The organism is Bacillus sp. 166amftsu (assembly GCF_900107445.1).
GTDB classification, from domain to species: domain Bacteria; phylum Bacillota; class Bacilli; order Bacillales; family Bacillaceae_G; genus Bacillus_A; species Bacillus_A arachidis.
In genome coordinates this window covers 1-26,315 of the sequence record NZ_FNQA01000003.1, presented here as the reverse complement: position 1 = coordinate 26,315, position 26,315 = coordinate 1, and the positions used below count along the sequence as shown (strand labels likewise).

The 26,315-nt window shown below is 34.2% G+C and carries 30 protein-coding genes and 1 pseudogene; 20 read left to right on the top strand and 11 right to left on the bottom strand.

The annotated features are described in order from the left end of the window. Positions 1-2 precede the first annotated feature (2 nt). From BLV40_RS11540 to BLV40_RS11530, 3 genes are read right to left on the bottom strand one after another with little or no spacing between them, the layout of a single operon-like run. Complete coding sequence (locus tag BLV40_RS11540; protein ID WP_090690107.1) at positions 3-1,106, bottom strand: DUF4018 domain-containing protein; 1,104 nt, start codon at positions 1,104-1,106, stop codon at positions 3-5. Next, positions 1,081-2,244: a DUF58 domain-containing protein gene (locus tag BLV40_RS11535; protein ID WP_090690103.1), complete on the bottom strand. Its 1,164-nt coding sequence runs from the start codon at positions 2,242-2,244 to the stop codon at positions 1,081-1,083. The genes BLV40_RS11540 and BLV40_RS11535 overlap by 26 nt, the downstream gene beginning before the upstream one ends. After that, positions 2,241-3,170: an AAA family ATPase gene (locus BLV40_RS11530; protein WP_090690101.1), complete on the bottom strand. Its 930-nt coding sequence runs from the start codon at positions 3,168-3,170 to the stop codon at positions 2,241-2,243. Before BLV40_RS11530 ends, BLV40_RS11535 begins: the two co-directional genes overlap by 4 nt. Positions 3,171-3,386: 216 nt before the next feature. On the opposite strand from BLV40_RS11530, the gene BLV40_RS11525 reads away from it, so the two are divergent. Together BLV40_RS11525 and BLV40_RS11520 are read left to right on the top strand one after the other, a co-directional pair. Then, the gene (locus tag BLV40_RS11525) at positions 3,387-3,704 is read left to right on the top strand and encodes a PadR family transcriptional regulator (RefSeq protein WP_026592889.1); all 318 of its coding nucleotides are present in this window, start codon (positions 3,387-3,389) and stop codon (positions 3,702-3,704) included. 7 nt (positions 3,705-3,711) lie between these two features. Then, complete coding sequence (locus BLV40_RS11520; RefSeq protein ID WP_090690098.1) at positions 3,712-4,245, top strand: DUF2812 domain-containing protein; 534 nt, start codon at positions 3,712-3,714, stop codon at positions 4,243-4,245. A gap of 255 nt (positions 4,246-4,500) precedes the next feature. On the opposite strand, the gene BLV40_RS11515 is transcribed toward BLV40_RS11520, so the two are convergent. After that, positions 4,501-4,746: a hypothetical protein gene (locus BLV40_RS11515; protein WP_026592891.1), complete on the bottom strand. Its 246-nt coding sequence runs from the start codon at positions 4,744-4,746 to the stop codon at positions 4,501-4,503. Positions 4,747-5,060: 314 nt separating this feature from the next. On the opposite strand from BLV40_RS11515, the gene BLV40_RS11510 reads away from it, so the two are divergent. From BLV40_RS11510 to BLV40_RS11470, 10 genes and pseudogenes are all read left to right on the top strand, one after another. Next, on the top strand, positions 5,061-5,444 hold the full coding sequence (locus BLV40_RS11510) for a VOC family protein (protein ID WP_026592892.1): 384 nt from the start codon (positions 5,061-5,063) through the stop codon (positions 5,442-5,444). Between the two features lie 14 nt (positions 5,445-5,458). Continuing rightward, entirely contained in the window at positions 5,459-6,001 is a 543-nt protein-coding gene (locus BLV40_RS11505) for a GNAT family N-acetyltransferase (protein WP_026592893.1), read from the top strand. A gap of 4 nt (positions 6,002-6,005) precedes the next feature. Then, the gene (locus BLV40_RS11500) at positions 6,006-6,584 is read left to right on the top strand and encodes a kinase (RefSeq protein ID WP_090690094.1); all 579 of its coding nucleotides are present in this window, start codon (positions 6,006-6,008) and stop codon (positions 6,582-6,584) included. Between the two features lie 174 nt (positions 6,585-6,758). Beyond that, positions 6,759-7,262: a GNAT family N-acetyltransferase gene (locus BLV40_RS11495; protein WP_090690091.1), complete on the top strand. Its 504-nt coding sequence runs from the start codon at positions 6,759-6,761 to the stop codon at positions 7,260-7,262. A gap of 293 nt (positions 7,263-7,555) precedes the next feature. Beyond that, positions 7,556-8,455, top strand: a complete 900-nt coding sequence (locus BLV40_RS11490; protein ID WP_090690088.1) for a phosphotransferase enzyme family protein — start codon at positions 7,556-7,558, stop codon at positions 8,453-8,455. 132 nt (positions 8,456-8,587) lie between these two features. Continuing rightward, positions 8,588-8,701, top strand: a pseudogene (locus BLV40_RS29300) (ArsR family transcriptional regulator); the annotation flags it as partial. Positions 8,702-8,774: 73 nt separating this feature from the next. Continuing rightward, entirely contained in the window at positions 8,775-9,422 is a 648-nt protein-coding gene (locus BLV40_RS11485) for an alpha/beta hydrolase (RefSeq protein ID WP_090690086.1), read from the top strand. Positions 9,423-9,627: 205 nt separating this feature from the next. Then, a complete protein-coding gene (locus BLV40_RS11480) occupies positions 9,628-10,671 on the top strand; it encodes an ArsR/SmtB family transcription factor (RefSeq protein WP_090690082.1) in 1,044 nt (347 codons plus the stop codon). 90 nt (positions 10,672-10,761) lie between these two features. After that, positions 10,762-11,979 carry an MFS transporter gene (locus BLV40_RS11475; RefSeq protein ID WP_090690725.1) on the top strand — a complete coding sequence of 406 codons (1,218 nt, stop codon included), beginning with the start codon at positions 10,762-10,764 and terminating at the stop codon, positions 11,977-11,979. 82 nt (positions 11,980-12,061) lie between these two features. Beyond that, positions 12,062-12,388: an antibiotic biosynthesis monooxygenase family protein gene (locus BLV40_RS11470; RefSeq protein WP_090690080.1), complete on the top strand. Its 327-nt coding sequence runs from the start codon at positions 12,062-12,064 to the stop codon at positions 12,386-12,388. 68 nt (positions 12,389-12,456) lie between these two features. Here the strand turns inward: BLV40_RS11470 and BLV40_RS11465 are convergent, their stop codons facing one another. Beyond that, the gene (locus BLV40_RS11465; RefSeq protein ID WP_026592901.1) at positions 12,457-12,642 is read right to left on the bottom strand and encodes a hypothetical protein; all 186 of its coding nucleotides are present in this window, start codon (positions 12,640-12,642) and stop codon (positions 12,457-12,459) included. 675 nt (positions 12,643-13,317) lie between these two features. Here BLV40_RS11465 and BLV40_RS11460 point away from each other — a divergent pair. Together BLV40_RS11460 and BLV40_RS11455 are read left to right on the top strand one after the other, a co-directional pair. After that, positions 13,318-13,809, top strand: coding sequence for a DinB family protein (locus BLV40_RS11460; protein ID WP_090690077.1), 492 nt, complete (start codon positions 13,318-13,320; stop codon positions 13,807-13,809). A gap of 259 nt (positions 13,810-14,068) precedes the next feature. Then, positions 14,069-14,653, top strand: a complete 585-nt coding sequence (locus BLV40_RS11455) for a Crp/Fnr family transcriptional regulator (protein WP_090690723.1) — start codon at positions 14,069-14,071, stop codon at positions 14,651-14,653. Between the two features lie 7 nt (positions 14,654-14,660). Here BLV40_RS11455 and BLV40_RS11450 read toward each other — a convergent pair whose 3' ends face one another. The 5 genes from BLV40_RS11450 to BLV40_RS11430 all read right to left on the bottom strand — a co-directional run bounded on the left by BLV40_RS11450 (position 14,661) and on the right by BLV40_RS11430 (position 19,341). Beyond that, a complete protein-coding gene (locus BLV40_RS11450) occupies positions 14,661-15,380 on the bottom strand; it encodes a DUF4386 domain-containing protein (RefSeq protein ID WP_090690073.1) in 720 nt (239 codons plus the stop codon). 271 nt (positions 15,381-15,651) lie between these two features. Further along, complete coding sequence (lsrF, locus tag BLV40_RS11445; RefSeq protein WP_026592907.1) at positions 15,652-16,434, bottom strand: 3-hydroxy-5-phosphonooxypentane-2,4-dione thiolase; 783 nt, start codon at positions 16,432-16,434, stop codon at positions 15,652-15,654. 6 nt (positions 16,435-16,440) lie between these two features. Then, positions 16,441-16,803 carry a cupin domain-containing protein gene (locus tag BLV40_RS11440; protein ID WP_026592908.1) on the bottom strand — a complete coding sequence of 121 codons (363 nt, stop codon included), beginning with the start codon at positions 16,801-16,803 and terminating at the stop codon, positions 16,441-16,443. 25 nt (positions 16,804-16,828) lie between these two features. Then, complete coding sequence (gene lsrK, locus BLV40_RS11435; RefSeq protein WP_139265525.1) at positions 16,829-18,391, bottom strand: autoinducer-2 kinase; 1,563 nt, start codon at positions 18,389-18,391, stop codon at positions 16,829-16,831. Continuing rightward, on the bottom strand, positions 18,391-19,341 hold the full coding sequence (locus BLV40_RS11430; RefSeq protein WP_026592910.1) for a sugar-binding transcriptional regulator: 951 nt from the start codon (positions 19,339-19,341) through the stop codon (positions 18,391-18,393). The genes lsrK and BLV40_RS11430 overlap by 1 nt, the downstream gene beginning before the upstream one ends. 179 nt (positions 19,342-19,520) lie before the next feature. Between BLV40_RS11430 and BLV40_RS11425 the strand changes: the two genes are divergently transcribed. The 6 genes from BLV40_RS11425 (at position 19,521) to BLV40_RS11400 (ending at position 25,957) form a co-directional block, all read left to right on the top strand. Further along, positions 19,521-21,014 (top strand): sugar ABC transporter ATP-binding protein, encoded by a 1,494-nt coding sequence (locus tag BLV40_RS11425; RefSeq protein WP_090690066.1) that lies wholly within the window; start codon positions 19,521-19,523, stop codon positions 21,012-21,014. Further along, positions 21,011-21,988 carry an ABC transporter permease subunit gene (locus tag BLV40_RS11420; RefSeq protein ID WP_090690063.1) on the top strand — a complete coding sequence of 326 codons (978 nt, stop codon included), beginning with the start codon at positions 21,011-21,013 and terminating at the stop codon, positions 21,986-21,988. Before BLV40_RS11425 ends, BLV40_RS11420 begins: the two co-directional genes overlap by 4 nt. Beyond that, positions 21,985-22,983: an ABC transporter permease gene (locus BLV40_RS11415; protein WP_090690061.1), complete on the top strand. Its 999-nt coding sequence runs from the start codon at positions 21,985-21,987 to the stop codon at positions 22,981-22,983. The genes BLV40_RS11420 and BLV40_RS11415 overlap by 4 nt, the downstream gene beginning before the upstream one ends. Next, positions 22,980-24,023, top strand: coding sequence for an autoinducer 2 ABC transporter substrate-binding protein LsrB (lsrB, locus tag BLV40_RS11410; RefSeq protein WP_090690057.1), 1,044 nt, complete (start codon positions 22,980-22,982; stop codon positions 24,021-24,023). The genes BLV40_RS11415 and lsrB overlap by 4 nt, the downstream gene beginning before the upstream one ends. 174 nt (positions 24,024-24,197) lie before the next feature. Continuing rightward, entirely contained in the window at positions 24,198-24,797 is a 600-nt protein-coding gene (locus tag BLV40_RS11405) for a VOC family protein (RefSeq protein WP_090690053.1), read from the top strand. A gap of 113 nt (positions 24,798-24,910) precedes the next feature. After that, positions 24,911-25,957: a DUF2332 domain-containing protein gene (locus BLV40_RS11400; protein WP_026592916.1), complete on the top strand. Its 1,047-nt coding sequence runs from the start codon at positions 24,911-24,913 to the stop codon at positions 25,955-25,957. 51 nt (positions 25,958-26,008) lie between these two features. On the opposite strand, the gene BLV40_RS11395 is transcribed toward BLV40_RS11400, so the two are convergent. Next, on the bottom strand, positions 26,009-26,315 hold a 307-nt coding region (locus BLV40_RS11395; protein WP_139265524.1), incomplete at its 5' end, for an IS3 family transposase.

The window sequence follows — 26,315 nt, the reverse complement described above, 5'->3', positions numbered from 1 at the left end:
TTTTATTTTTTCTTCTTTTTTAACGTCTTTTGATAGGCGTAAAGTTTATTTACTTCTTCTTTAAATTGCCGGAAGAGTTCAGTATTTTCCTGGTCAGCATACCGTACAGCATTGTATGTCTCTATAATTATATCGAATTGAATAGAGGCACCTTCTTCTCTTTGAATTCGCTCCATCCATGCGTCAATCGTTTCACCACGATTTCTGTTTAAAGGTGGTTTTAATTTCTTTTCTAGTTTGAATATTTCTTTGCGAATGGCGTTCGTTGGTGGGCGCGTCATTCGGGTTGTTTTTTGCAATATACCTTCTTCTTGAATAACTGTACCAGAGTTATAAAAGGATATATTCCCAAGGTGAAAGGATTTTCTCTTTTTGTACAGCTTCCAAATTACAAATGCAGCAATGATTCCAATGATCGAAGCAGTAACGGATTGAGCAACAAAGGCATCGTATGGGTGATCGGATTCTGGAAGTTCTGGACTCGTTCCACCTAACTTTTCTATTGCTTCTGTAGCATCATTTGGATTTGTAATAGATAATAATGCTTCGATACCATAGCCAAAACCAAGTGCTACCCAGTAGAAAAGATACGAGAGTACGATACGTATATACGGAATAAATAAGAAGAATAGAAGACTGACTATTCCAATTGCTGTGATAGATACAAAACGAATTGTTTTTTGATCTTTATTATAACTAGTAATCCAAAGTGACAGTAGAATAAATAAAGCGAATAAGCCTAGTACCCATAGAGAAGGTAACTTCATTAAATGAAGAAAATAAGAAACAATGAACCATAAAAAGGCACCTAGCATTTTATGGTATGCTGTTATGTCATCCCGTGCATGTACGATGTAAAAGAAGAACGGGAGTAAGATAGAGCTAACGATAGAAAAGATAGAAAATACGTAACAAAGTATAACTTGTAGAATAAATAGTAAAATGAAAGCTCTTCGCTTATTGGTCTTCATTTTATGAATGGGAATCGTACAAAGAAAGCTAATGATTAAAAATAGGATGATGGGAATTGTTCTTTCTTGCTCCGTCAATAGAGAAAGAAGGAGTAGAAGAAGAAAATCATTAACGTAATGGAGCCATGTTTTCAAGTTGTTCCACCATCCCTTCATCCGTAATCAGATACGTTTGTTGTTTCATATTTGGTACATCTTCTTTTCGTATTCCTATAAAGAATAGGATGGAAGAACGTTCTTTTTTTCTATCTAAATAGTGAAGGAAGCCTTCACGTGAAAGCAATGTACTGTCCTCGGAAATACGGGCCAGCTCTTCTAACGCTTTTGCGTAGTGTAAGTGCCCCTCATTTAATGAAAGGTATAAAGGGCCATCTTCCGTAAAGATACTAACAAACAATTCAAAAGGAATCTGTTTCTCTGTTGCAAACTGACACAAATAAGAGGTGTAAGAAATTAAATCTTCAATGTTTTCTCTCCAGCCAATTCCACGATCTGCTCCTAAGTAAAGGGATAATGTCCAACTATAATTTTTTATTGCTTCATATTGTTTTGCTTGTAAAGATTGCATTTTAGCAGACGCTTTCCAATGAATACTTCGAAAAGATTCTCTCTCATATTTCTTTATCCCAATAATAGAAGATTCATCATGGAAATAAGAAAAATTTGTTTTATAAGTACCTATTGCTAATTGATGTATCTCTTGTAACCCTGCAACACGTTTTAAAGTAGGATAAACGATAATTTCAGTCTTCAATTTATCTACAGTAGGCAGATGAACTTGAATGATATGAAATGGATCACCTATAATACATTCAAATTGCTCAATTTTAAAAACCCCTCGCTTTGTAGCTGTAAACGGTAATTCCCATCTCTGTTCTGACTTTGCAGGCTGTGAAAAGCGAAAAGAAAATAACGTTTTAGATATTTGCTCAACGCCAGTTGTCTGATTTGGTATTAAGGTTGGATTGATATGTAAAAAGCAAGTGCCATTCACTAAAGGAAGTTTAGCTTTGTTTTGTAAATGAATTGATAAACTGCCTGTTTCATCAGGAAATAAGCGTGTTGTTTGTTTTTTATCGATAATTTGAAAATGCTTATCTATGTATGCTGTATAACGATAAATAAAATAAGCAAATAAATAATAAAACAAAAATGGGACAACTAAATATGAATTTGTTACATAGAACGCTAAAAACAAAGCAACTGGAATTGTTAGTTTAATAATGTGATGCTGGAAAAATAATGGAACGGTTACAATACGTGTATAATTCATGATTGCTCAATCTCCACAGGAACGTCTACTTCCGTTAAAATAATTTCAATTAACTTCTGTTTCGTCGTGCGCAGAGCACCTTCCATTGATAAAATAAGACGATGTTTCCATACGTAAGGGAGTAAGAATTGTATATCTTCAGGCGTACAGTATTCACGACCATGTAAATAGGCTAATGCTTGTATCGCCCTAACTAAGGCAAGTGTTGCACGTGGACTCACACCGTTGGCAATATAATCATGATTTCGTGTAGCATTAGCAAGTTGAATGATATAGTGTTCTAACGATTCGGATACGTATATTTCTTTTACTTTTTGTTGCATTTGTAAAATATCTTCTAAAGTGATAACAGAACGAATGTTATCTAAAGGTCTGTCATTTCGAAAACGGCGCATCATTTTTAGTTCGTCTTCCGGGGAAGGATAGCCAATTGAAATGGTCATTAAAAAACGATCCAGCTGGGCATCTGGAAGAGGGAAAGTTCCTTGTGATTCAATTGGATTTTGCGTCGCAATGACAAAGAACGGTTTAGGAAGAGGCGTAGATTGCTTTTCGAGTGTGACTTGGCGCTCTTCCATTGCTTCTAATAAACTAGATTGTGTTCTAGGCATAGCTCGGTTTATTTCATCTGCTAGCAATATATTTGTCATGACTGGCCCGAACCTTAATTCAAATTCACTCGTTTTAGGATTAAAGTATTCAATTCCTGTTACGTCGCTCGGAAGCACATCAGGAGTGAACTGAACACGAGAAAAATCGCCACCAATACTTTTTGCAATTGTTTTCGCTAGTAATGTCTTTCCTGTTCCAGGTACATCTTCAAGTAATATATGACCATCCGCAAGTAATGAAACCAGGAGTAAATCAACCACGTTTTCTTTTCCGACAAAAACAGAACTTATATTTTCTTTTAATTTATTTAACATATGTATCACCCTTTCAAAAAGTAGACAAGTGTATTTGTTATATTTTAACAAATTTTTCTGAAAATTAATATAATAATATTTTTGTATAGAATAAATATAAAATTTTAAAAACACCATCGTTTTTAGTTGTATTTATTTGGAATACGATATACAATATCGATATACGATGTATCGTGTGTCGATATATCATGTGACGATGTATCGGAGGTAGGTATAATGAGTGTGAAAGCACAGAAATATGTTCCATTAACAGAGGCAACGTATTATATTTTGTTGTCACTAGTAGAGCCTATGCATGGCTATGGGATTATGCAAATGGTGGAAGAAATGACGAATGGGGAAGTAAAACTTGGACCTGGTACGTTATATGGAAACACGACAAAGCTTTTGAAAGAAAAACTAATTGTTGAAGTAGCATCTACAGATAGAAAGAAATGTTACGTGTTAACCCCATTTGGTAGAGAAGTATTAGAACTTGAATTTAAAAGGTTACAACGTTCTGTTCAAAATGGGGAAAATATTCTAGGGGAGTGAAGACAGTATGGAGATTAAGAAGACATTAAAATTTTTTGCGGCGTGGAACCTAGAAAAAGAAGAGGCGTATTTAAGAAAAATGCACCAAAAGGGCTGGGCATTCCAAAACTACAATTTTATGTATACATTTAAGAAAACGGAGCCGAAAGATGTTGTTTATAAAGCGGATTTCAAACTAGACAATCGAAACTCACAAATGAATCAAAAAGAATACATTGAAATCTATGAGATATCTGGCTGGAAGCATGTCACAAGCTTTACGAAATGGCACTATTTTTCTAAAGAAGTAACGGATGATAATGAATTACCTGATATTTATTCTGAGAAAGAAACAAAGATTGAAAAACTTATGGATTTAATGAGATTTTTTGCACCTACCTTGGTCATTATGATACTAGGGGTGTATTTGAATTACTTAGGGCCTTCGGTCAATAGTCCTATTTGGATAAAACTTATTCTAGGGATTTGCGTGTGTATAGATGTATATGTATTAATAAGGTTATTTTGGAAGATACGAGAATTAAAAAAGGAAGTTTTGTAAAGGACGTAATTTGTTTCATTTCATTATATAAAGATAAGAAACTCAGTCAAGAATTGGCAGGATAAATAGACGAGTTAGTTGAGAAACAGGAAAAACAAGTGGAAGAGGCATATAGTCAATTTCAAGGGAAGGTAAAAAAGCATTATGAAGAGATGAGTGAACGGTTAAAAGCGAGTAATTGATAGATAATCCAAAAGGTAATGAGATTTTTAGGTTACCTTTTGGATCGTTAAGGACGAATCAAGTTTTCAAGTGTTAAAATGATTGGTTTTGCGCAGGTTTGATAAACTGTTCTGGGTTCTCCACAAGCCCACATACTGCACATTGGACACGATATGAAGGTCCTTGATATGCCATATGAAAAGCATTCATTGTTTCGTTTGTGTATTCTTCTTCAACTTGTCCTGTTTGTGGATTTAATTTTACTGGTTTTACTTGTTGCTCAAGAATATTAAAGCGAGTGCGGTTTGTTTTACAACTTGGGCAAAGCATTGGTTCCATATGTATACACCTCCATTTGTAGCATTTCTTTATATGGGAAAATTTATTCAAAAGCAGCTATGTTTCATGATTTCTGTCAAAAAGTTTCTCAATATGAATTGTTGAATATTATATTTAAAATTCAGAAAATATAAAATATAATAAATGTATGAACTGGTTATGTCCAAACCAATCTCCTGTTTTATGCCAATATGTTTGAGACCGAGAAATCGGTCTTCTTTTTTTTTGTTTATTATTATGAATACTGGAATGTAAACAAGGTTTTCTACATCCTTTGTCGAATTTTTAGAAGAGAATTTGAAAGGGAGATTACAATGAATTTAAAAATGAAATATGTCATTTTGTATGTAGAGCGATATGAAGAGTGTCTTCGATTTTATAAAGATATTTTAACCTTACCAATAAAGGGTGAACATGATACATACATTGAATTTGATACTGGAACGACGATTTTAGCGTTGAATAGTAGAGAGGATGTACGGGAGTTAACTGGGTTATCGATTCCGAATGGTGCATTAGAATCTTCTAATTTTGAACTTGGATTTGTTGTGGAGGATGTGAAAGAAACAATTTCGGAATTAAGAGAACAAGGTGTAAAAGTATTGGTGGAGCCAATCACGAAACCATGGGGACAAACGATTGCTTATGTGTCAGACCCAGATGGTAATTATATTGAAATTTGCAGCTCATTAGAGTAGAGGGAGAAAAGGGAATGGGGTTTCCAATTTTAGAAACAGAACGTTTAAAATTACGAGAACTCACATTGTTAGACACTGAAACAATGTTTGATTACTTTGAAAAAGAATCTGTTATCCGTTATTTTGGAATGGAGTCTTTCCAAACTATGGAACAAGTGAAAAATATGATTCAGACATTTAGAAAAAGATATGAAGAAGGGAATGTCATTCGCTGGGGGATTGAATTAAAAGGAACGAATCAATTGATTGGCACATGCGGATTTCATTTAATCAATCCAAACCATAAAAGAGCTGAAATTGGCTATGAATTAGATGATACATATTGGGGAAAAGGCTATGCATCTGAGGCAATACAAGCAATTCTTACATATGGATTTGAAACACTGCAGCTAATAAGGATTGCAGCAGTTGTTTATACAGAAAATGAAGCTTCACATCGATTACTGAAAAGAGCTGGTTTTCAGGAAGAAGGATTACTTCGAAAATATATGATTCAAAGTGGTGTTGCTCATGATACTATAATCTATTCGTTACTAAAAGAAGAGTGGCGAGGATAGTATTTTGAAAAAATTAATAGAACTCATTTCAAAAAATATAAGTAATCGATTTATCTTAGGAATAGATGGTTTAAGTCGTTCGGGGAAAACAACATTGGTAAAGCAGCTAGAAGACGAATTGAAACAAAAAGGTATTCCGTTTCATATTTTTCATATCGATGATCATATTGTAGAGCGTAGTAAGCGCTATGATACTGGATATGAAGAGTGGTATGAGTATTATCAATTACAATGGGATGTTCAATGGTTGCAAGAGCAGTTATTTCAAAAAATAAAGATGGAAAATCAGCTAAACCTTCCGTTCTATAATCATCAAACGGATTCGTGTGAAATGAGAGAGGTAATCATGCCGAATCCTTGTGTGATCGTAATTGAAGGAGTCTTTCTTCAGCGGAAAGAGTGGCGAAAGTACTTTGATTATATAGTGTATTTAGATTGCCCGCGGGAACAAAGATTTCTTCGTGAACATGAAGAAACACAAAAGAATCTTCTAAAGTTTGAACATAGATATTGGAAAGCAGAGGATTTTTATTTGAAAGTGGAAAGGCCGCAGCAAAATGTTGATTTAATTTTAAAAGGATAGAGCTAATGCTTGTCAATGTAGGAATGAGAATTTTAGTACATTTTTAGCCTAATAATGCTAGTTCTTTCGTTTTAGAGGACAAGAATTTTCAAAGTCCTTAATTTAAAGAAGCTGATTTACATATGTCGAATTATTTATTGTTATGGCAAATTAGTTAAAGTGAGGTTATATTCCATGATTCGACTCATTATGGAAAGAGATGCAGAACCCTTTTTAAAATTGTGCAGAAAGATTGATGAAGAAACGGAATTCATGTTATTTGAGGAAGGGGAAAGAGCTACTACAATTGAACAGCAACAAAATATTATCAAAAAAATATCTCAATCTTCTAATTCAGCTATTTTTGTTGCTGAGATTGAAAATAAATTAGTAGGATATTTGATGGCAATTGGTAGTAAACCTAAAAGAATTAGACATAGTGTTTATATTGTTGCTGGTGTAACACGTGAAAATAGTGGAAAAGGAATTGGAACCCAATTATTTAAAGAACTTGAAAATTGGGCAAAAACGATTGGTGTAATTAGATTAGAATTGACAGTAAGGATAAATAATACATCAGCAATTTCTTTATATAAGAAATTAGGTTATGAGATTGAGGGAACAAAAAGAGCCGCTTGTATTATGGATGGAAACTTAGTTGATAGTTATTACATGTCTAAGATTTTGAAATACACGTAAGACGAAACTTTTCTTAACATTTATTTTTTGTTTTGAAGAACCTCTCACTTTTTATTGATGGTGATGAGATAAAGTTAAATAACCGACATCATTATTTACGAATCATAAAGTTGTTTCTGTAATGCTTAAAGAAAAGAATGTTCTATTTCACTGGACTACATGTTAGTAGAAAAACAAGAAACTGTGTTATTAAACTAACGATGCAGGTTAGTAAATGAAGAGACAAAGAAATTACTATGCTACTGTTTAAATACAAGCGTTCTCGTAAATTGAGAGTTTAAGGGGAAAACAGGATGTTAGAAAATCGTGTTAGATTGAATGGAGGATTTAATAACGACGTATTTTATATTAAAGAGAAAGAAAGGGTAGTTAGAATTTCTGAAAAGGGTAAAACAAAGGAGATGATTTTACAAGAAATAGAGTGGATGAATTTTTTATATGAAAAAGGTGTACTTGTACCTAAGCCAGTAATTCTTTTAGGGTGTGAGGAAGAACGAGTTAAAACATATTTTGAATTTATTAAGGGTGATCAAATTGATGTTACAAACAAATCCCACTGGAATGAAAAGGTTTTTAAAAAACTCGGTAAAAATTTAGGAAGAATGCATGCACTATCCAAAGATTTTAAATTAAAAGCAATACAACGTCCAGAATGGAAAGTTGAAAATCCTGATGTCTTTAATCTTGGAAGAAAGTTAGATCCATGGATTAAAGAGAAATATGAAGAGTTGGTGCATAGTCTAACTTCATATATTATTACTCCTGATACTTTCGGACTTATTCATAATGACTACCATCAAGGAAACTTAATTATTGATGAGGAAGGTCGTATAACTACAATTGATTTTGATGAATGCTCATTTAATTGGTATGCTCAAGATATTGCAGTAGCTTTCTATCATGCTTATTGGCAACATAGCTCCTTCAATGGCAATACACATTCTTTTTGTGATATATTTATGAGTAATTTTTTTGCAGGATATAAAACAGAAAATACGCTTCATAAGGATATAATGATTCAAATTCCTATTTTCTTAAAAATAAGAGAGATTTATTTGTATCAATTATTCATACAAAAATGGGATATGAATAATTTAGAAGAATGGCAAGCATACACCTTACATAGCTTAAAAGATAAAATCAAGAATCAAGTACCATATGCAGGTATTAATGATTTTTCTATTTTTTTATAGGATGTCTCGACATGTACAGTACATTTTATTAATGCACTAACGAGTGCTTTTATTAAACGAGCAACCACTACACTAAATTAAAGAATATTTCAATATTTGATTAATTAATAAAAAGGAAGTGTTAGGGAGGAGCTGGAAATATATAATATCCAAGTAAAGTGTACGATACTTTTCGAATGCGTTCTTGGAATTGCAGCCATTACGAATACTAGATTGATGGATACGTTAGAAAAATTTCAAATTGAATGAGGAGAGATCGGGTAATCAGTAATAGGGAAATTTATATTATGGTATTATAAAAATTTCGGAGGGGAAAATGATGAAAGGAAAGAAAAAGGAGATACAAACAAACGACAAGGTGATTCGTTATACATATATAGAAATGGGTTCCAAAACGATTTGCTTTATGTTTTCAGGTTCAGGTTACAATTACGATAAACCCTTGTTCTATTATTCGACGATGTTAATGCTCCAAAATAAAATCGATATTGTCCATATTCATTACTCTTATGATGAGCAAACAATGAAAAAAACGATTGAAGAAATAACAAAAATAATGATGGATGATATTAACCCTGTGATTTTTGATATTTTAAAAAATGGGCAATACAACAATTCGATTTTTTTAGGAAAATCACTTGGAACAATTCCAATTGCGAATGACTTAATGAAGAGAGATGAATTCTTAAAGTCAAAAATGATTTTATTCACTCCTTTAATAAATTTTGATTCGGTTTTTGACTCAATCTTGAATAGTCAACATGAAGGGCTTTTAGTGATCGGGGATAAAGACCATTATTACAATGCGAATCAAATTGACCAATTAAGTAAATCAAATGTAACGATTGATGTTATCCAAAATGTAAACCATTCCTTAAATGTTGGAGAATTTGAAACAACAAATTCAATTTTAGCTTTATCAAGGGTAATGGAAAAACTCCAAGAAACTGTTAGGACAAATTCGTGACAAAATGATATTCATGTGGGTGTTAATTTAAGTGCTAAAATAAGTTTAAAAAGAGGTGCTAATTGCATCTCTTTTTTTATGGTTATTTTTAATTTTGTACCAATGATATATGCGTCTTTTTTAGATTTTTTAAAATTCTAAAATTATAGAAGGTTAAATTCGATATTTATAGAATTTAATACATAACAAAATAAGGAGGGATACAATGGAAGTTTTACATGTAACGAGTAGAAAAAGGGAAACATATGACGTTCAAGTAAAGTATTCGATACTTTTCGAATGTGCTCTTGGGATTGCAGCCATTACGAATACTAGGCTGATTGATACGTTAGAAAAATCTCGAAATGAATGGGAGGAGATTAGACAAACATTATCGGTGGAAATGCAAGAGCATTTACATTTCGTAGAGAAACATAATACGTGGAAAGCATTACTGCAACTATTATATCAAGAAGATTTTCAGGATTTATATGAGTTTACTCAGTATATCAATTCGTTGTTAGAATCTGAATTAAAGTATATATGTATTCCATTTGTCGGCTATAAATATGAAGAAATGAGAAAGAATGCAGCCAATGGGGAGAGGGAAGCAGTTCAAGAACTACAAGAAATCACAAATAGCAATCCATTTTTCCCTGCTTACATCGATTTTATTTGCAAAGTGGATATAAAAAAGCTGACAGAGCACCTCACTGCAGTGATGACAGGATGGTATGAAGCTGTTATAGAACCTAAAGCGGAAAAACTGTCACGCATACTAAAACAAGACTATGAAACGAAACGTCAAATGAATGAAAAAATGCAACCAGAAGAATTTGTTGAATGGGCAACAGGCGGTGTTACTTATTCTCCAGAGCCCAGTGTACATCATGTTCTTCTTATCCCGCAATATACGTACCGACCATGGAATATCGAAGCTGATATAGAAAATATAAAAATATTTCATTATCCAATTGCAAATGAAAGTATACATCCAGAAGATCCATATGAGCCAAGTTATTTTCTAGTGCATAAACATAAAGCATTGGGTGATGAAGCGAGGTTACGCATTGTAAAATTATTGTTTGAACAAGATCGTACATTGCAGGAGATAACGGAGCAGTTGAATATTGGAAAATCAACAATTCATCATCATTTAAAAATTTTAAGATCTGCGAAGTTAGTTGATATTCTAGATGCTAAGTATAGTTTAAAAAAGAAAGCATTAGAGGCTATATCAAAAGAGTTGGAATTCTATTTAAATCATTAATTATGCATTTGTACATCAAAAGGTATAATGATTTTACCTTTATAGAATATGCACAATAGGAGGAGAATGAAAAAGAAAAGTTGGTGCAAAATGGGGAAAAATATTTTAAAAAATCGATCGTTTTTCTTTATGTGGATTGGCAGCGCGATTTCCGAATTAGGTGGTGCATTTGGTACGCTATGTAATTCTGTTCTTATTTATCAATTAACAGGTTCAAAAGTGGCCTTAGGAAGTATGTGGCTACTTTACTTTATCCCGTCGCTTCTTTTACAACTTGTCATTGGTCCTTTCATTGATAAATGGAGCAGGAAATGGATTATGATTGTATCTCAGTGGACACGTGGACTAGCTTTTTCACTTCCTTTATTTATGATAATCATTGGGAATGTAGAAACATGGCATATTTTTGTTGTACAAATGATAGTGGGTCTCATCACTCCATTTTACGTACCAGCCAATCAAGCGATTACGCCAACAATTGTATCAAAAGAAGAGCTGCAATCAGCGAATGCGTATATTGATGGAATGGTTCGCCTTATGATGTTTTTAGCCCCTGTATTAGGGGGAATTGTTATTGAGTTTATAGGAGTAAAGCTAACTTTATTTTTCGTTTGTTTGTTTCTATTTATAAGTGGTGCTTTACTGCTATTTATACAAGAGCATAGAGTAGCTCAAACAGTTCGTAAAAGTTGGTTAAAGCAATCTATTGGAGGATTTACATATTATTTCAAACAACCCATTATTTTCTGGTTAGGTGTTTTTCTCACATTTGTTCAATTTGGAGTCGGCGTAACGATGGTTATCAATCTTCCGTATATAATAGATGACCTCTCAGCAAGCTATGCTGATTACGGATATTTTATGGCAGGTTTTCCTCTAGGATACGTAATTGGCTCTATATTTGTCGGGAAAGTGCAGCGTCGTAGTCGGCGTCTTCTCATGCTTGGAGCGTTATTAATAGGAGGGCTCACATATATTTCGCTAGGATTCAATCACAGTATCTCTTTAGCAATTTTTATTGAAGTTATAGCGGGTGTATGCATGGCATTTTTTAATGTTCATAACACGACAATATGCCAGCAAGTTGTGCCAAATGATATGATGGGAAAAGTATTTTCGGTGCGCTTATTTTTAATAAGAGGTGCGATGCCACTAGGTGTTTTAGTTGGAGGAACATTGAGTGAAATATGGGGAGTAAGGGCGTTATATGTATTAATTGGATCTATCATATGTGTAACTTCTTTAGCTGGAATACTACTTCCGTACTTTAAATTTCTTGATGAAGCTGTTCAAGAAAAATCAGCTTAAATGTTTTAATTGAAAATAATTATCATAATCAATTATAATGGAAGAATATTAGAAATATTTACATACAAAGGGAGTGGGATACATGTTTATTGAAACGAAAACGATTACAGTGAAAGAAGGAACTTCAGATCTTGTTGTTCAACATTTTACTGGAGAAGGCATCATTGAAAAATTTGAAGGATTTATCGACTTAAGTGTTCTCGTTAAAAAGGTGAGAAGAGGAGACGAAGAAGTCGTTGTACTGATTCGCTGGGAATCTGAAGATGCGTGGAAAAGCTGGGAGACAAGCGAAGAACATATAGCTGGACATAGAGAAGGTCGCGGGAAACCAAAACCGGATCATATTATTAAAGCAGAGCATGCTGTGTATTATGTGAAATCATCGAAGGGTGCTTATCAACAGTCTTAAATTATAAAAACATCGTATGTAAAAGACTACATCTATATATGGATGTAGTCTTTCTTAAAGAACTTTGATTATTTGTTTTTAGGTGCATTGATTCTTTCGGAGTATAGAAGTTTTTCAACGTAATGTTTTGAAATAACCAAAGGTTGTGTGTTTGTATTATTTTTAAATTTTGTGTAATTTGGTTTTTTAACTGGTGTTGTTATAGTTTCTGCAAATTCATATGGGTAATTAACTTTAGATTTGTCTTCAAACATATAGATAGCTCCTTTCTTAGAGTATTTGTTAGAGAGTTATAATATAATATGTTCATGTTTTTTTTTTGGACTAGATATGTATTAATCAATTTATATTTGGGTAAAACAGTTCTTATTTAGTGTCCTATTTAAATATAAATAAAGCAATTAGGGGTATTCAAATCAATAGCATTGGACTGGATCTTAAAAAAGGGGGAAAAATAAGGTTTTCCTTCAGAATAAACATCAAGATATAATGATGAATAAATAATTATGTAAGGTTATAATATTTAACCTCTTTGGTAGTAAATAAATAGTCCAAACCTTTTTCGGACAGTATGCATTCTTGTATCATAATTTTTATTTCTTCTCTGGCGTAGGTTATGCCATAGGTTATTATGCTGTACAATCTTTTATGAAGGCTTTGTTAAAGAATAATGTTGTTATTTGATTCACTCGAACAATCGTTCTGAAATGAACTGAAATTACCGAGAGCGAGTGAATTTTAATGGCGTTAGCGGACATAATTAACCAAAATGGTTTTAGACAGTTGTTCTTTCTCAGTTAACACAACTTATGATAAATTGATGTTAACGGAATTTTATGAGTAATCAAACGTTCATTGTTCCGTAAAAGGGCCAGTTTAATTGAAAAAGGGATTATCTATTAAAGGGATTAAATTGGAGGGAATAGAAAATGGATGTAAAGACACTTTTGTTACAACAATGGGCAAGTTGCTTAGATGAAGAAGACTGGTTTCCACCACTTGAGAAAGTGCTAGAGGATATTACTTTTGAACAGGCAATTTGGAAACCAGTTGAGGGGGGAATGAATTCTATTTGGGAATTAGTTTGTCATTTACTTTTCTATAAAAAGAGACTTCTGATGCGATTTCTTGGTGAAACAGCGAATGAACCCCAGGCAGAAGATAATGAATCTACATTTCGATTACCAACTGAGACGTTTCAAAATTGGAAGGAAACAAAACAAGAATACTTTTACGTTCATCGTGAACTTGAAAAAATACTAGCAAAATCAGAACATGAAGATTTGTATAGACAGATCCCTGGAGAAAGATCATTAGTGCTTGAACTGAAGAGTTTAACATTGCACGACGCATATCATATTGGGCAAATTGTATACCTAAGTAAAATGCAAGGAGCTTGGGTAGGGAAACGCAGCTTTTAAAAAAGCTACATTAGCTTTACAGTTATTTCATTGCAGGTGGCTTTAATGGAATAAGAATGGGAACGTCCAAATCGGACGTTCCCATATTTTATACCTGAAAAACAACAATACTATTTACCAAAGCCTATATTAAAGTAGATTTATAATAAAAAAAGAAAGTTCAAAGGTATGATTGAATAGGTTCTTGCTAAGAAGTTTTGTAACACAAAGATGATATTGATCATAATGACTTAATCAGAGGAGTTGAATGGAGAGGGAAATGAAAAAAATATTAATGAAGTATATGACTAGATTTACAACACTAAACGAAGAAGAACAACAGGCAATCGTTGAAGATGTACAAATTGAGGAATATAAAAAAGGAACAATACTCCTTAGACAAGGAGATGTTCCAACTAAGTGTTATTTTGTATTGAATGGATGTGTTAGACAGTATTCAATAGATGAAACAGGAAAAGAGGTTACATCCAATTTCTATACAGAAGAACAAGCCATTTCGAATTTCAATCATCATAGACAAGATAAGTCATCCGCGTACTCTTTAATTTGTCTAGAAGACTGTATATTGGTCGTTGGTAATCTTGACTCCGAAAAGGACATGTATAACAAATACTCACAATTGGAAACAATGACACGCAAGATGATCGAGCACAAATTTGGTGAGGTACAAGATGAGTTGGCTTCATTTATTGCATCTACCCCAGAAGAACGCTACAAAGCACTATTACGAAAACGACCTCATTTAGTCGATCGTGTACCCCAACATCAATTGGCGAGTTATCTTGGGATTACCCCAGAATCATTAAGTAGAATCAAGAAGCGAATCAATAAAGATAAATTTTAGGGAATTGTCATACACCTTTATGGACTTTTCCTCCCCTGAATAGCAGCCATATACCAAATCCCAATTCTCCTACAATCATTGGTACATTAAATACAATTTTAAGATTTGAAATTACCGCATCATATTGTGAAAGAGTCGTGTTAAATAAGTTAATGACAATATAGCCTATTGAAGCAAGCAACAATAAGGCACTAATGATTTTAGGTATTCTGTCGGATTTGAAAACCAAATAGCCTACAATCATGAGGTGTCCGCCAAAAATGATCAATCCTATAGACCAAATAGATTCAAATGCTTCAAGAAACAGCATCATATGTGCTTGAAGTTGATCCATTTTAAATAATGATAAATAGTCTGTACTTTTCGAGAGAAGCAATACAAAGATTAAATTCAGTATGGCAATTCCCAATATAGTCGCATAAATAAGACGGAACCATGCACCAAGTAATGAAAGATTTTTATTAATTGGCTTCAGAAACATGTAGAAAGCCCAGGCGATCATAATGTCAGTGATCAGGATGATGACCCAACCGAAGATTTCAGCTTTGAAAAGCATATTTGATGACTTAATGTTATTAAAAGTGGCGCTGGCATCCCCTTGCACCACAAGACTTCCATGGGCAAAGCCATAGGAAAAAAATGCAGCAAGTGCCATGATGATAAGTAATATGCCAGCAACCAGAGCAGATTTTCTTTGATATGATTGTTCTTTTACTGAAGTAGCCATAATATACCCTCCTATATTACTAAGGTGATTTCATTTTAATAGGAAGATAATGACTGGTCATTGACTTAAATCAAGAGTCCGAAGTATTTTTGATACAGTATTTTGTCACAGCTAGCTTAACGGTTAGGGTATTTTATCTTTTCAAACATAAACAGAGAAATATAACATAGCTTAACGGTAAAATGACAGACCTAAATATTTGGTCTGTCATTTTACTATTTCTTTTCTCTCTTAAAGGAGAAATCGTTATGGCTCTTTCTCATTCATTATTCTAGTTTTTCACTTCATTATATAATTCAAGTGCTTCTTTTACATGCAAGCCGTTTTTGACAATACCATGTATCGCTTGAATCATTGCAGCTGGGTGTTCGGATTGCCAAATGTTCCGTCCCATGTCAACCCCAATAGCACCTTCTTGCAATGCTTGGTATGTAATTGTTAAAGCGTCTTCGATTGAGTCTAATTTTGGGCCACCTGCAATGACGACTGGGGCAGGGCATGTGCTCGTAATTTTTTCAAATCCTTCGCAGTAATACGTTTTAATAATATCAGCACCCATTTCCACACATACACGTGATGCAAGTGCTAAAAATCGTACTTCTCGTTTTTGGAGTTCTTTTGCAACTGCTGTAATACCGAGAACGGGTAAGCCGTAATCATGTGCTTCAGAAACAACATTAGCTAAATTGGTAACAGTTTGTGTTTCATATTCTGAACCGACAAAAACAGATACACCAACCCCAACCACATTTTGCCGCAGTGCTTCTTTAATTGGTGTAACAATGGTCTCATTTGCTAAATCTTTACCGACTACAGTTGGACCACCTGAAACACGCATTACCATTGGTGTTTTGCAGTCTTCAGGAATGCAGGAATTGAGTACGCCCCTTGTTAAGAAAAGAGAATCTGTATAGGGAAGTAAATTCTTTACTGCTTCTAAAGGTTGTTCTAATCCGTGGATAGGGCCTAAAAAGTAACCATGATCTATCGCTAACATAACTGCTTTTCCATCAGGTAATATCGTATTTAATCGATTTTGAAATCCCCAAGTCATTGTCAATCACTCCTTTATTAATTTTGGATTTTCTGTTTGTACAGTATCTTTTTCTTGTAAATGTGGTGACTTAATAAAAACAGCTTTAAAGATTTGATCTGAGTGGTTAATAAGATAGTGAGATTCGTGAGGGCGAACTTGTAAGACGTCACCTTGTTTTACAGGGACCCTTTCATTATCAATATAGAAATCAATTTCGCCTTCTAAAGCATAAAAAACTTCTTCACATGTGGTGTGATAATGATTTTGAAATTCCTCCCCAGGCTGAATAACTACAACACCAAGGTCAATATTAGGGCCCTTTATTAAATACTTTGGACCGTGGTTACCAAAGCGATAGGCGAAATCATTTTCATTTACTTTGAGCATACTGTTCACTCCTTTATGTAATGTGTTACAGTGCACCTGGAGCAATCCACATATGTGATGTGAATCCTTCATCCGCTAGTGGGAGTTGTTTTTCATAAACTGATTTCCATGTTTGATAGAATCGTTGATATAGTTTGTGATGTTCAGCATTTGGTTCATATGAGCTCTCCCATTTTACAAATTCCTGAGAAGTAGCCTCCATAGAGTCATATATGCCAGCGCCGACTCCAGCGGCAATTGCTGTTCCTAAAGCGGCAGCTTCCTTCACAACGGGTACTTTGACAGGAATTCCGAGAACATCCGCAACAATTTGGGGCCAGAGCTTGCCTTTTGCAGCACCACCTGCAAAAATAACTTCAGAAGGGAATTTTCCAGTTAATGATTCTATTAATTTTAAATTTCCAAGTGTTACAAATGCAGCGTTTTCTTCGATTGCACGGAACAGTTCTTTCTTTCCGCATTTATCAGCATCTAAGCTTAAATTAATGAAAGAAGGTGCGGCGTGGCGCCATGAAATATAATTCATTACATTTGAAAAGGTAGGAATAATACCATATGATCCGATTGGAACATGTTTTGCTTGTTCTTCTAATAGTTCGTAAGCATCTACACCTAGTTTAGTAGCAAGTGCCTTTTCATCTTGGCAAAAAGCATCTCGAAACCATCGCATAACAAGACCTGGGAAGAAAGCGATTGTTTCATATTGCCAAAGTGTAGGGATAGCGTGGCAATTGACGCGAATTTGAGCGTTTGGGTCGGTTTTTGGGCTTGTTATATTTACTTCTTGTTGCCAAAAGCTACCTCCGCAAATAAAGGTTTGTTCAGGGGTTACAACTCCTGAACCGAGTGAGGCCATCTGAGCATCGCCACCTCCAGTAACTACCGGTGTTCCTGCGTGTAACCCTGTCAGCTCTGCACTTTGTTTTGTTACATGACCAATAACTGTCCCTGCTTCATTTACTTTTGGGGCAAATGTTAAAGTTAGGCCGCATTGCTCAGCAATGGAATTATCCCAAGTTCTATTTTGTAAATGAAATATACCAGACGTACATCCGTTTGAAGGGTCTATTTGTAACACACCACATAACTTATAGAGAATCCAATCATTTAACATTGTAAAAGAATGGACTGTATCGTATATATCGGGTTGATGTTTTTTGAGCCAAAGTAATCTAGGTAAGGCACCTAGTGCAAAAGTTTGCCCTGACTTCTCATATAATTCTACTTCGAGGTTTGAACGAATCTGTTTTAACTCACTTACTTCAAAAGAAGCACGGCCATCAACGTTCGCACATGCCCATATGTCTTGACCATCTTTATCATATAGAACAAATCCTTCGCGCATACTTGTTGCACTAATTCCTTTAATAGAAGAAGGGGATATATTGCTTTTTTTGAGTACATCTTTCGTGCACTCTTGAACGAGTTTCCAGTTTTCTATCACATCAAAATTCATAGAACCAGGATAACGAGAGTCGGGTTTATGAACCCACTCTTTTTGACTTACAGCCAGCTGATTTCCTTGTAAATCGAAAAGAACAGCTCTGATACTACCAGTTCCTGCGTCGTAAGCTAATAGAGCAGACATTATGATTCACCTTCCTTTCTTAATAGGGAGAGTGCAGTGTCCTCATCGGTAATTAATGTATGAATGAATTTACCTTTTAAAGCCCCGTAAATTGCATCTATTTTGTCTTCACCCCCAGCTACACCAACTACATGTTTCATCTTTCGAAGAACAGGAAGAGGTGTACCAATTAAACGAGCGTGATGCGGAAGTTCTAGTAATTCTCCATGTGTATTGTAAAATTGACCTAGAATATCTCCAGCACCATTTTGACTACGTATATAGGTCATTTCACGAAGCGTTAATTTTTCTTCTTTTACAATTGTTGCATCATGAGATAAACCACCGATACCGACTATTGCTGTATTAGCAAGTGAAGCGACATGTAGCATATCTTTAACGGCTGGTTCTGAAAGAATGCTTTGTGCCATTTCAGTTGTAGATGCTAAAAATGGTGTGGGAATGATATGAAGTTCTCCTTGCATGTGATTGAGATAGTTCTGTTTTTTAGGAAGGTAGTGATTTACACCACCTGTAAGAGTAACGATCGAAGGTTGTATAGATATGTCAAAATGGATGTTTTCTAGCATTTTTGATATAGTTTCTCCCCAACCAATGCCAAGTAAATCTCCTTGCTGTAAATGAGTCTCTAAATATTGCGCTGCAGCTTTTCCTAAAGAATAAGGTGGATTTTCCATTGGCGTAGGGATCACAAAAGAGTCTTTTAAATGAAATCTTTTAATCAGTTCACGTTCAATGCTTAGGCAATGTAAACCTGTACCTTTTACATGAAATGTAACGACACCTTCAGCTCGTGCTTTATCTAATAACCGAACGACTTTGTTTCGTGAGATGTGAAGCAATGAAGCGATCTCTTGCTGCGTTAAATGATCTTTATAGTAATACCAGGCTACTTTTGTTAACAAATTTTCTTCAAAACTCAGCTGTGACATTCTCTTCATCCCTTTCAACAATTGACCAATGCTTAAACATATGTGTTATGTATTTTGTTTATACCGATAGAAATAGCCATTATGCTGAAGAAAAATTTGTTCTAGATATGAAAAAAGGGATATACAATGCTACAAAACAAGTAGAACAAAAAATCATTTTCTCAAAAATTGTTCCGCATAAAGGAGGATGACAAGATGTGAAGAACGTGCCCTTATTAGAGGTGAAACAAATTAGTAAATCATTCTCAAACCAACTTGTATTAAAAGAGGTTACATTGGAATTAGAACGCGGAGATGTATACGCTCTAGTAGGAGGAAATGGTGCTGGGAAATCAACATTGATGAAGATATTAACAGGTTTATACTCTTATGATGCTGGGGAGATGTATGTAAAAGGAAGAGAGCAAAGTTTTTCTAATCCAGCAGAAGCACATTCAAATGGTATTTATTTAATCCCACAAGAACCGTTAATTTTTCCTCATATGACAATTGAAGAAAATATATGTATCGGAATAAAAGCAAAGAAGAAGGAACTTCGTAAAAAGGTAAAAGATTTGATAAAAAGTTTAGGATGGAACATAGAGCTAAGTGCAATTGGAAGTTCATTATCAATTGCGCAGCAACAATTAGTAGAAATATTAAGGGGATTAATAAGAGAAGCAGAGATTCTTATTTTAGATGAGCCAACATCGACATTAACAACTCATGAAATAAAGAGTCTTTTTGTGTTAATGAAAAGCTTAAAGGAAAAGGGAATTGGGATGATTTATATTACGCATCGTTTTCCGGAAATCTTTGAAATTGCGAATAAAGTAGCTATTTTACGAGATGGAATAATTGTGAATCAAGGGGATATATCAGACTATACATATGACATGTTAATGGAGGGGTTATTGCCAAAAGATTATAAACAAGAGAAGAAGAAAGAGGCGCCTCAAGAAACGATAAAACATTTTCAACGAGTATTAGAGGTAACAAATCTGTCGAGTGATATATTTCAGAATATATCATTAACCGTACATGCTGGAGAGATTGTAGGAATTGCTGGTGTTGTTGGATCAGGTAGAACGGAATTAGCAGAAGCATTATATGGGCTAAGACCTGTGCTGTCGGGAGCTATTTTATTAGAAGGAAAGTCAATTGCAAAGTATTCGACGAGTAGACGACTAGATGAAGGGTTGGTATATGTTCCTGAGGATAGGGCTGGTAATGGTATCTTTTCAATTGCATCTGTTAAAGAAAATATAACGTCAGCGTCTTTACACCGACTCAGTACTTTTTTCTTAAATCACAAAAAAGAAAGCGCTTTAACTAAAGCGTATATTAGTAAGTTTCGGATAGCCGTACCTAGTAAAGCTGAAAAAATGACATCTTTATCAGGTGGAAACCAACAAAAAGTTGTATTAGCTAAATATCTTGCCTGTGAACCTACATTAATCATTCTTGATGAACCGACGCGCGGGATTGATGCGAAAGCAAGATTAGAAGTGTACGAGGCAATTCAAAGTTTAAAACAATCCGGACTTGCAATTTTATTGATTTCTTCTGATGTAGAAGAAATTGTTCAATTGGCAAACAGGGTATATGTGATGAGAAATGGAGAATTTGTTTCTCACTTGGGGAAAGAAGAAATTTGTATAGATGAAGTTACACGTCTCGCATATGGAGGAAGGGAAGGTGTAACGGAATGAAACGTTTTTCAAATCTATTTAAAATGCATGAAACATCCATTATCATTTTATTACTTATTTACATAGCACTTGTAGGAATGATTAATCCTAGTTTTGTTCAGTTTAGTTCGCTTTCTTTAATTATGAAATCAAGTCTTATCTTAGTCATACTAGCTATTGGTCAATCATTCGTATTATTTACTAAAAATATCGATGTTTCAGTGGGCTCTATTATGGGGTTAAGTGCAGCGGTTTGTGGGATGTTTTTGACAAATGGTAATAGCATTTTAATTTCCATTATTGCTGCAATCTTGCTTGGAGCTGTCATTGGAATGATAAATGGCATTGGGGTTACGATGTTTCGTGTACCGGCAATTATTATGACATTAGGAATGTTAGGAATTATTAGAGGAACAATGTTGATCTATACAGGTGGCAAATGGATTGAAGATATTCCTAAGTCTTATAAACAGATGTCTTCTGTTATGATACTAGGGCTACCTATTTCAGTATGGATCATTTTGGCTATTTTACTATTATTATATATTTTTTTAACGAAAGCACCTTTTGGAAGATATTTTTATGCTACTGGAGATAATGAAGATGGAGCACGTCTCATTGGAATACCTGTAAATAGGGTGAAAATATATGCATTTATTATTTCGGGAATAAGCGCCGGGATTGCAGGATGCATATTTGTTATGAATATCGGCTTTGTGCCAAATCAAACTGGTACAGGAATTGAGCTGCAAGTAATTGCTGCCGCTGTTCTCGGGGGGATACATTTAAAAGGTGGAACAGGTTCTATATTTGGAGCAGCACTAGGGGCAATTTTTTTAGAAGTTATTAGTAGTTCACTAGTCTTCTTAAAAATACCTGCTTTTTGGAATAGTACTATATCAGGATTTTTACTGTTACTTATTATTATATTAGACAGTACTTTGAAAAAATGGAAGGGAATAAGACAGCTGGAAGAAAGAAGGATGAATCAATGAAGTATGCACGTGGATTTTTCAGATGGGAAGGGGTTCTGATTGTATTACTTATTATTGAGTTCATACTTTTTGGCTTATTTAACAATGATTTTTTTAATATTAGTAATTTACTTTTCAGTATGAATGACTTCGTTTTTATTACGATTGCCGCAATTCCGATGACATTTGTAATTGTTACAGGTGGAATCGATGTATCTGTAGGGTCCATTATGGGGCTTACTTCAATTCTTATTGGTGTGCTCTGGATGAATGGACTTCCGGTTATTGTAGCTACGATTATTGCCTTGTTTATTAGTTGTCTAGCCGGTTGTATCAATGGGCTAATTATTAAAATGACAGGTGTGGAACCTCTTGTTGTTACACTTGGAACGATGTTTTTATATGCAGGAATTGCACTTGTTATCTCGGGTGGCTCAAATGCCAGTGGCTATGAGGGAATAAGCGGGTTACCAGATTCTTACGTGCAACTTGCAAATGGCAGTTTTATAGGAATTCCTAATTTACTATGGTTACTTTTCGTTTTGACTGTTTTGTTTGCACTCTTACTTCATCGTACAAGGTATGGTCGTTATGTTACGCTAACCGGTACGAATGAAAAAGCTGCGGAATATTCCGGCATTTGTACAAAAAAGGTAGTCATTATCGCATATATTCTTTCCGGGTTAGGAGGTGGGTTAGGAGGCACTTTTTTAACAGCATATTTTGGTTCAGCACGAGCTGATATTGGAAGCGAGACAATTCTGCCGGTTATTACGGCAGTTGTATTAGGTGGGACACTCATCACTGGAGGAAAAGGAAGTATTCTCGGAACGGTACTAGCAAGTATATTTATTGGTATGATGCAGTACGGTTTACAAATGACAGGTTTAACGAACGAACAGTCAAATGTAGTTATTGGCATTATACTTATCCTCTCTGTTATTATTAGGCATTTCAAATTACAGCAACTCACTATGAGGAAAAGAAGAAATTTGCATAAGGGGGAAATGTCATGAAAAGAAAACTGGGATTTCTTATTATTATGTGTATTTGTATCATCGGTTTAATCGCATGTTCTAGCAAAACAGCAGACAAGAAAAAAGCAGATGATGTAAAATTTGCTTTCATTCCGAAATTAACAGGAGTCGGTTTCTTTACATCGGGTGGTGAAGGGGCAAAAGAAATGGGAGATAAGTTAGGCGTGCAAGTGAAATATGATGGACCATCAGAGGCGAGTGTATCAGGCCAAGTGAAGTATATAAATAATTTTATTAATCAAAACTATGATGCATTAATGGTTTCCTCTACATCAGTTGATGGACTTTCACAATCATTACAGAGAGCAAAGAAAAAAGGAATGACCGTTTTAACGTGGGATTCTGATGTGAATCCGAAAGATCGTTCATTTTATATAAGCCAAGGAACGCCGGAGCAACTTGCAAATCTATTAATTCAAATGACTTCATCACAAATTGGAGATAAAGGGAAAGTAGCATTCTTCTATTCAAGTCCGACTGTAACAGATCAGAACCAGTGGGTAACGAAAGCAAAAGAGATTATAAAAGAAAAATATCCAAATTGGGAAATTGTAACGACGCAGTACGGGGAAAATAACGCACAAAAATCATTATCGGTTGGCGAAAGTATTTTAAAAACGTATCCCGATATTAATGCAGTAATTTGCCCTGATGCAACGGCACTTCCAGCAATGGCTCAGGCTGCTGAAAACTTAAAAATGGATAAAAAAGTAATTGTGACAGGATTTTCAACTCCAAATGTAATGCGTGATTATGTAAAACGAGGAACGGTTCAGCAATTTGGATTATGGGATGTAAAACAACAAGGAGCACTTGCAACTTATGTTGCAAATGAAATTGTGGTAAAAGGGAAGAAATTAAAAGTTGGGGATAGTTTTGAAGTTCCAAATATAGGTAAAGTAAAGGTGGAACCGAATTCTATTCAAGGCTATGACTACGAAGCAGATGGAAACGGAATTATCGTACTGCCGGAACGAGTTGTGTTCACGAAGGATAATATTGATAAGTATAATTTTTAAAGTAAAAAGTTCATTCCTGTATAGAAAGGAATGAACTTTTTATTGTTTTTGATAGAATTTATCCCTCAAAAGTATGAAGAAAAATTAATAGAATTCCCGCTTCTGGTAGAGGTGATTATAACGCCATGTTTATACAATTATATTAAATATATAGAATACAGAGGAGAGATTTGAATGTTATTTCATTATCATTTTTGGACGCCTTATTTAGAAGAAATGGAGAATTTTTATAAAAAGTATGGGTTTCGCATTTCTAACAGGATTGGAAAGTATAATGGAGAATTTCAACAATTTAATTCGCCATTAACGTGGGATGATTTTCGTGATAAACAGGTACTTTTTCGGATTATTGAGGCTAGAAAGGGTAAGATTAATATAACCTTTGGCTATGGAAAAAGTATTAAATTTGATCATATTGGTTTTCTAACGTCAAAAGAAGAAAGTGAATCAATTTGTGCACAAGCTGAAAAATTAAAGTGGAAAGTAAATATAGGAGAAAAGAGAAGCTTCATTTCAACACCATATGGTTTTCGAATTGAATTACAAACAAATTTGGATGCAATAGATGATAGTCAGGCTAAAGAAGAAGTACAGAAAATTGTAATGAAAACAAAAAAAACGGGATTAGAACAGGACCTTTCATTTCTATTTCAAAAAAAAATAAATCATATTGAAACTATTCTTGATAGTAAAACGGCATTGAAATATGTATATTTTAATCCTTTATATCAAAAGAAACAAAAAGATCCTAATGGTGTGGAGATATATTTTTAAACTTCATTTGTGATTTTAAGTAAATGAAGAGGTTATTTGTAAAAATATGCTATTTCAACCATTTATGTTATAATTATTCTGAATATTCGAACTTGCGATCAGGAGGAATATAAATGCTTACACCAAAACAAATCTCCAACTTATTTAGAAATTTTTCTATAAAGGAAAGTAAAGGGTCGAGCGATTTATACGAACATTTATCATTGGAAATTTCAGAAGATGAGGAAATTCTTGCATTAGCGTCACACGCACAACTTGGTCAGCCAACTCCTAACTTATTACTTGGTGCCGTTCACTATTTATTATTGAAAGGGAATAGTCATGTATTAAAACAATATTATAGTAGTCTTGTTGCGAATCCAGAAAAAAATCTAGAACATGCTTTTCACCATTTTAAAGATTTTTGTAAGCTTCATCGAGAAGAGATAATCGATATTTTAAAAACAAAGCTAGTACAAACAAACGAAGTAAGAAGGTGTACATATTTATATCCGAGTTTTTGTTATATGTTTCATAAAGTTAATAAACCATTAGCTTTAATTGAAATTGGGACAAGTGCGGGTCTACAATTGTTCTGGGATCAATATAGTTATTCATATGGAACAGGAGGAGTATATGGAAATATACATTCTAACGTCCAATTGAAATCAGAAATAAAAGGGGACAATCAGCCATTTTTCTTACCACAAAGTCCACCTGTCATAGAAAGAATCGGACTTGATTTACATATAAATGATTTAAAGAATGAAGAAGATTATTTATGGTTACGCTCACTTATTTGGCCTGAGCATGAAGAACGACTTGAAATGTTTGATCACGCAGCAGCTTGCTTAAAAGAACAATCTGTGAAACTGATAGAAGGGGATGGAGTAGCCCTTCTTTCAGAAGTTGTGGAACAAATTCCAGATGATGCAGTAATTTGCATTTTCCACACACATGTGGCGAATCAAATACCAGAGAGTATAAAACATAACTTAGTAGATAAAGTGAAAGAAATCGGAGCGAAACGCGATGTTTTCCATCTTTATAACAACATGTGGGATAGAGATCTTCATCTTGATTATTTTATAAATGGAAAAGAATATCGTGAAACGGTTGGGGAAACAGATGGTCATGCGCGGTGGTTTAGTTGGAGATTGGAAGATAAGTCGTTATGCTAAAAGTAAAAGACAACTATCATTGAAATGAACCCAAAAAGTTAGACAGAAAAATTAAGCGGCTGATTGGATATGAGTCCGGTATTGTACTGGACTCATTCCATTTAACTTTACTTTAATTCTTTTGTGGTTGTAATAATGAATATAATCCTCTAATTCTACCTTAAAATGTTCCATACTTTCAAATTCTTTAAGGTAGAGTAATTCAGACTTTAATAAGCCAAAGAAATTTTCTATGACTGCATTGTCCAAACAGTTTCCCTTACGGGACATACTTTGGATAACCTTGTATTTTTTTAGTGCTTGTTGGTATTTCTTCATTTGATAATGCCATCCTTGATCTGAGTGAAGAATAGGAGTT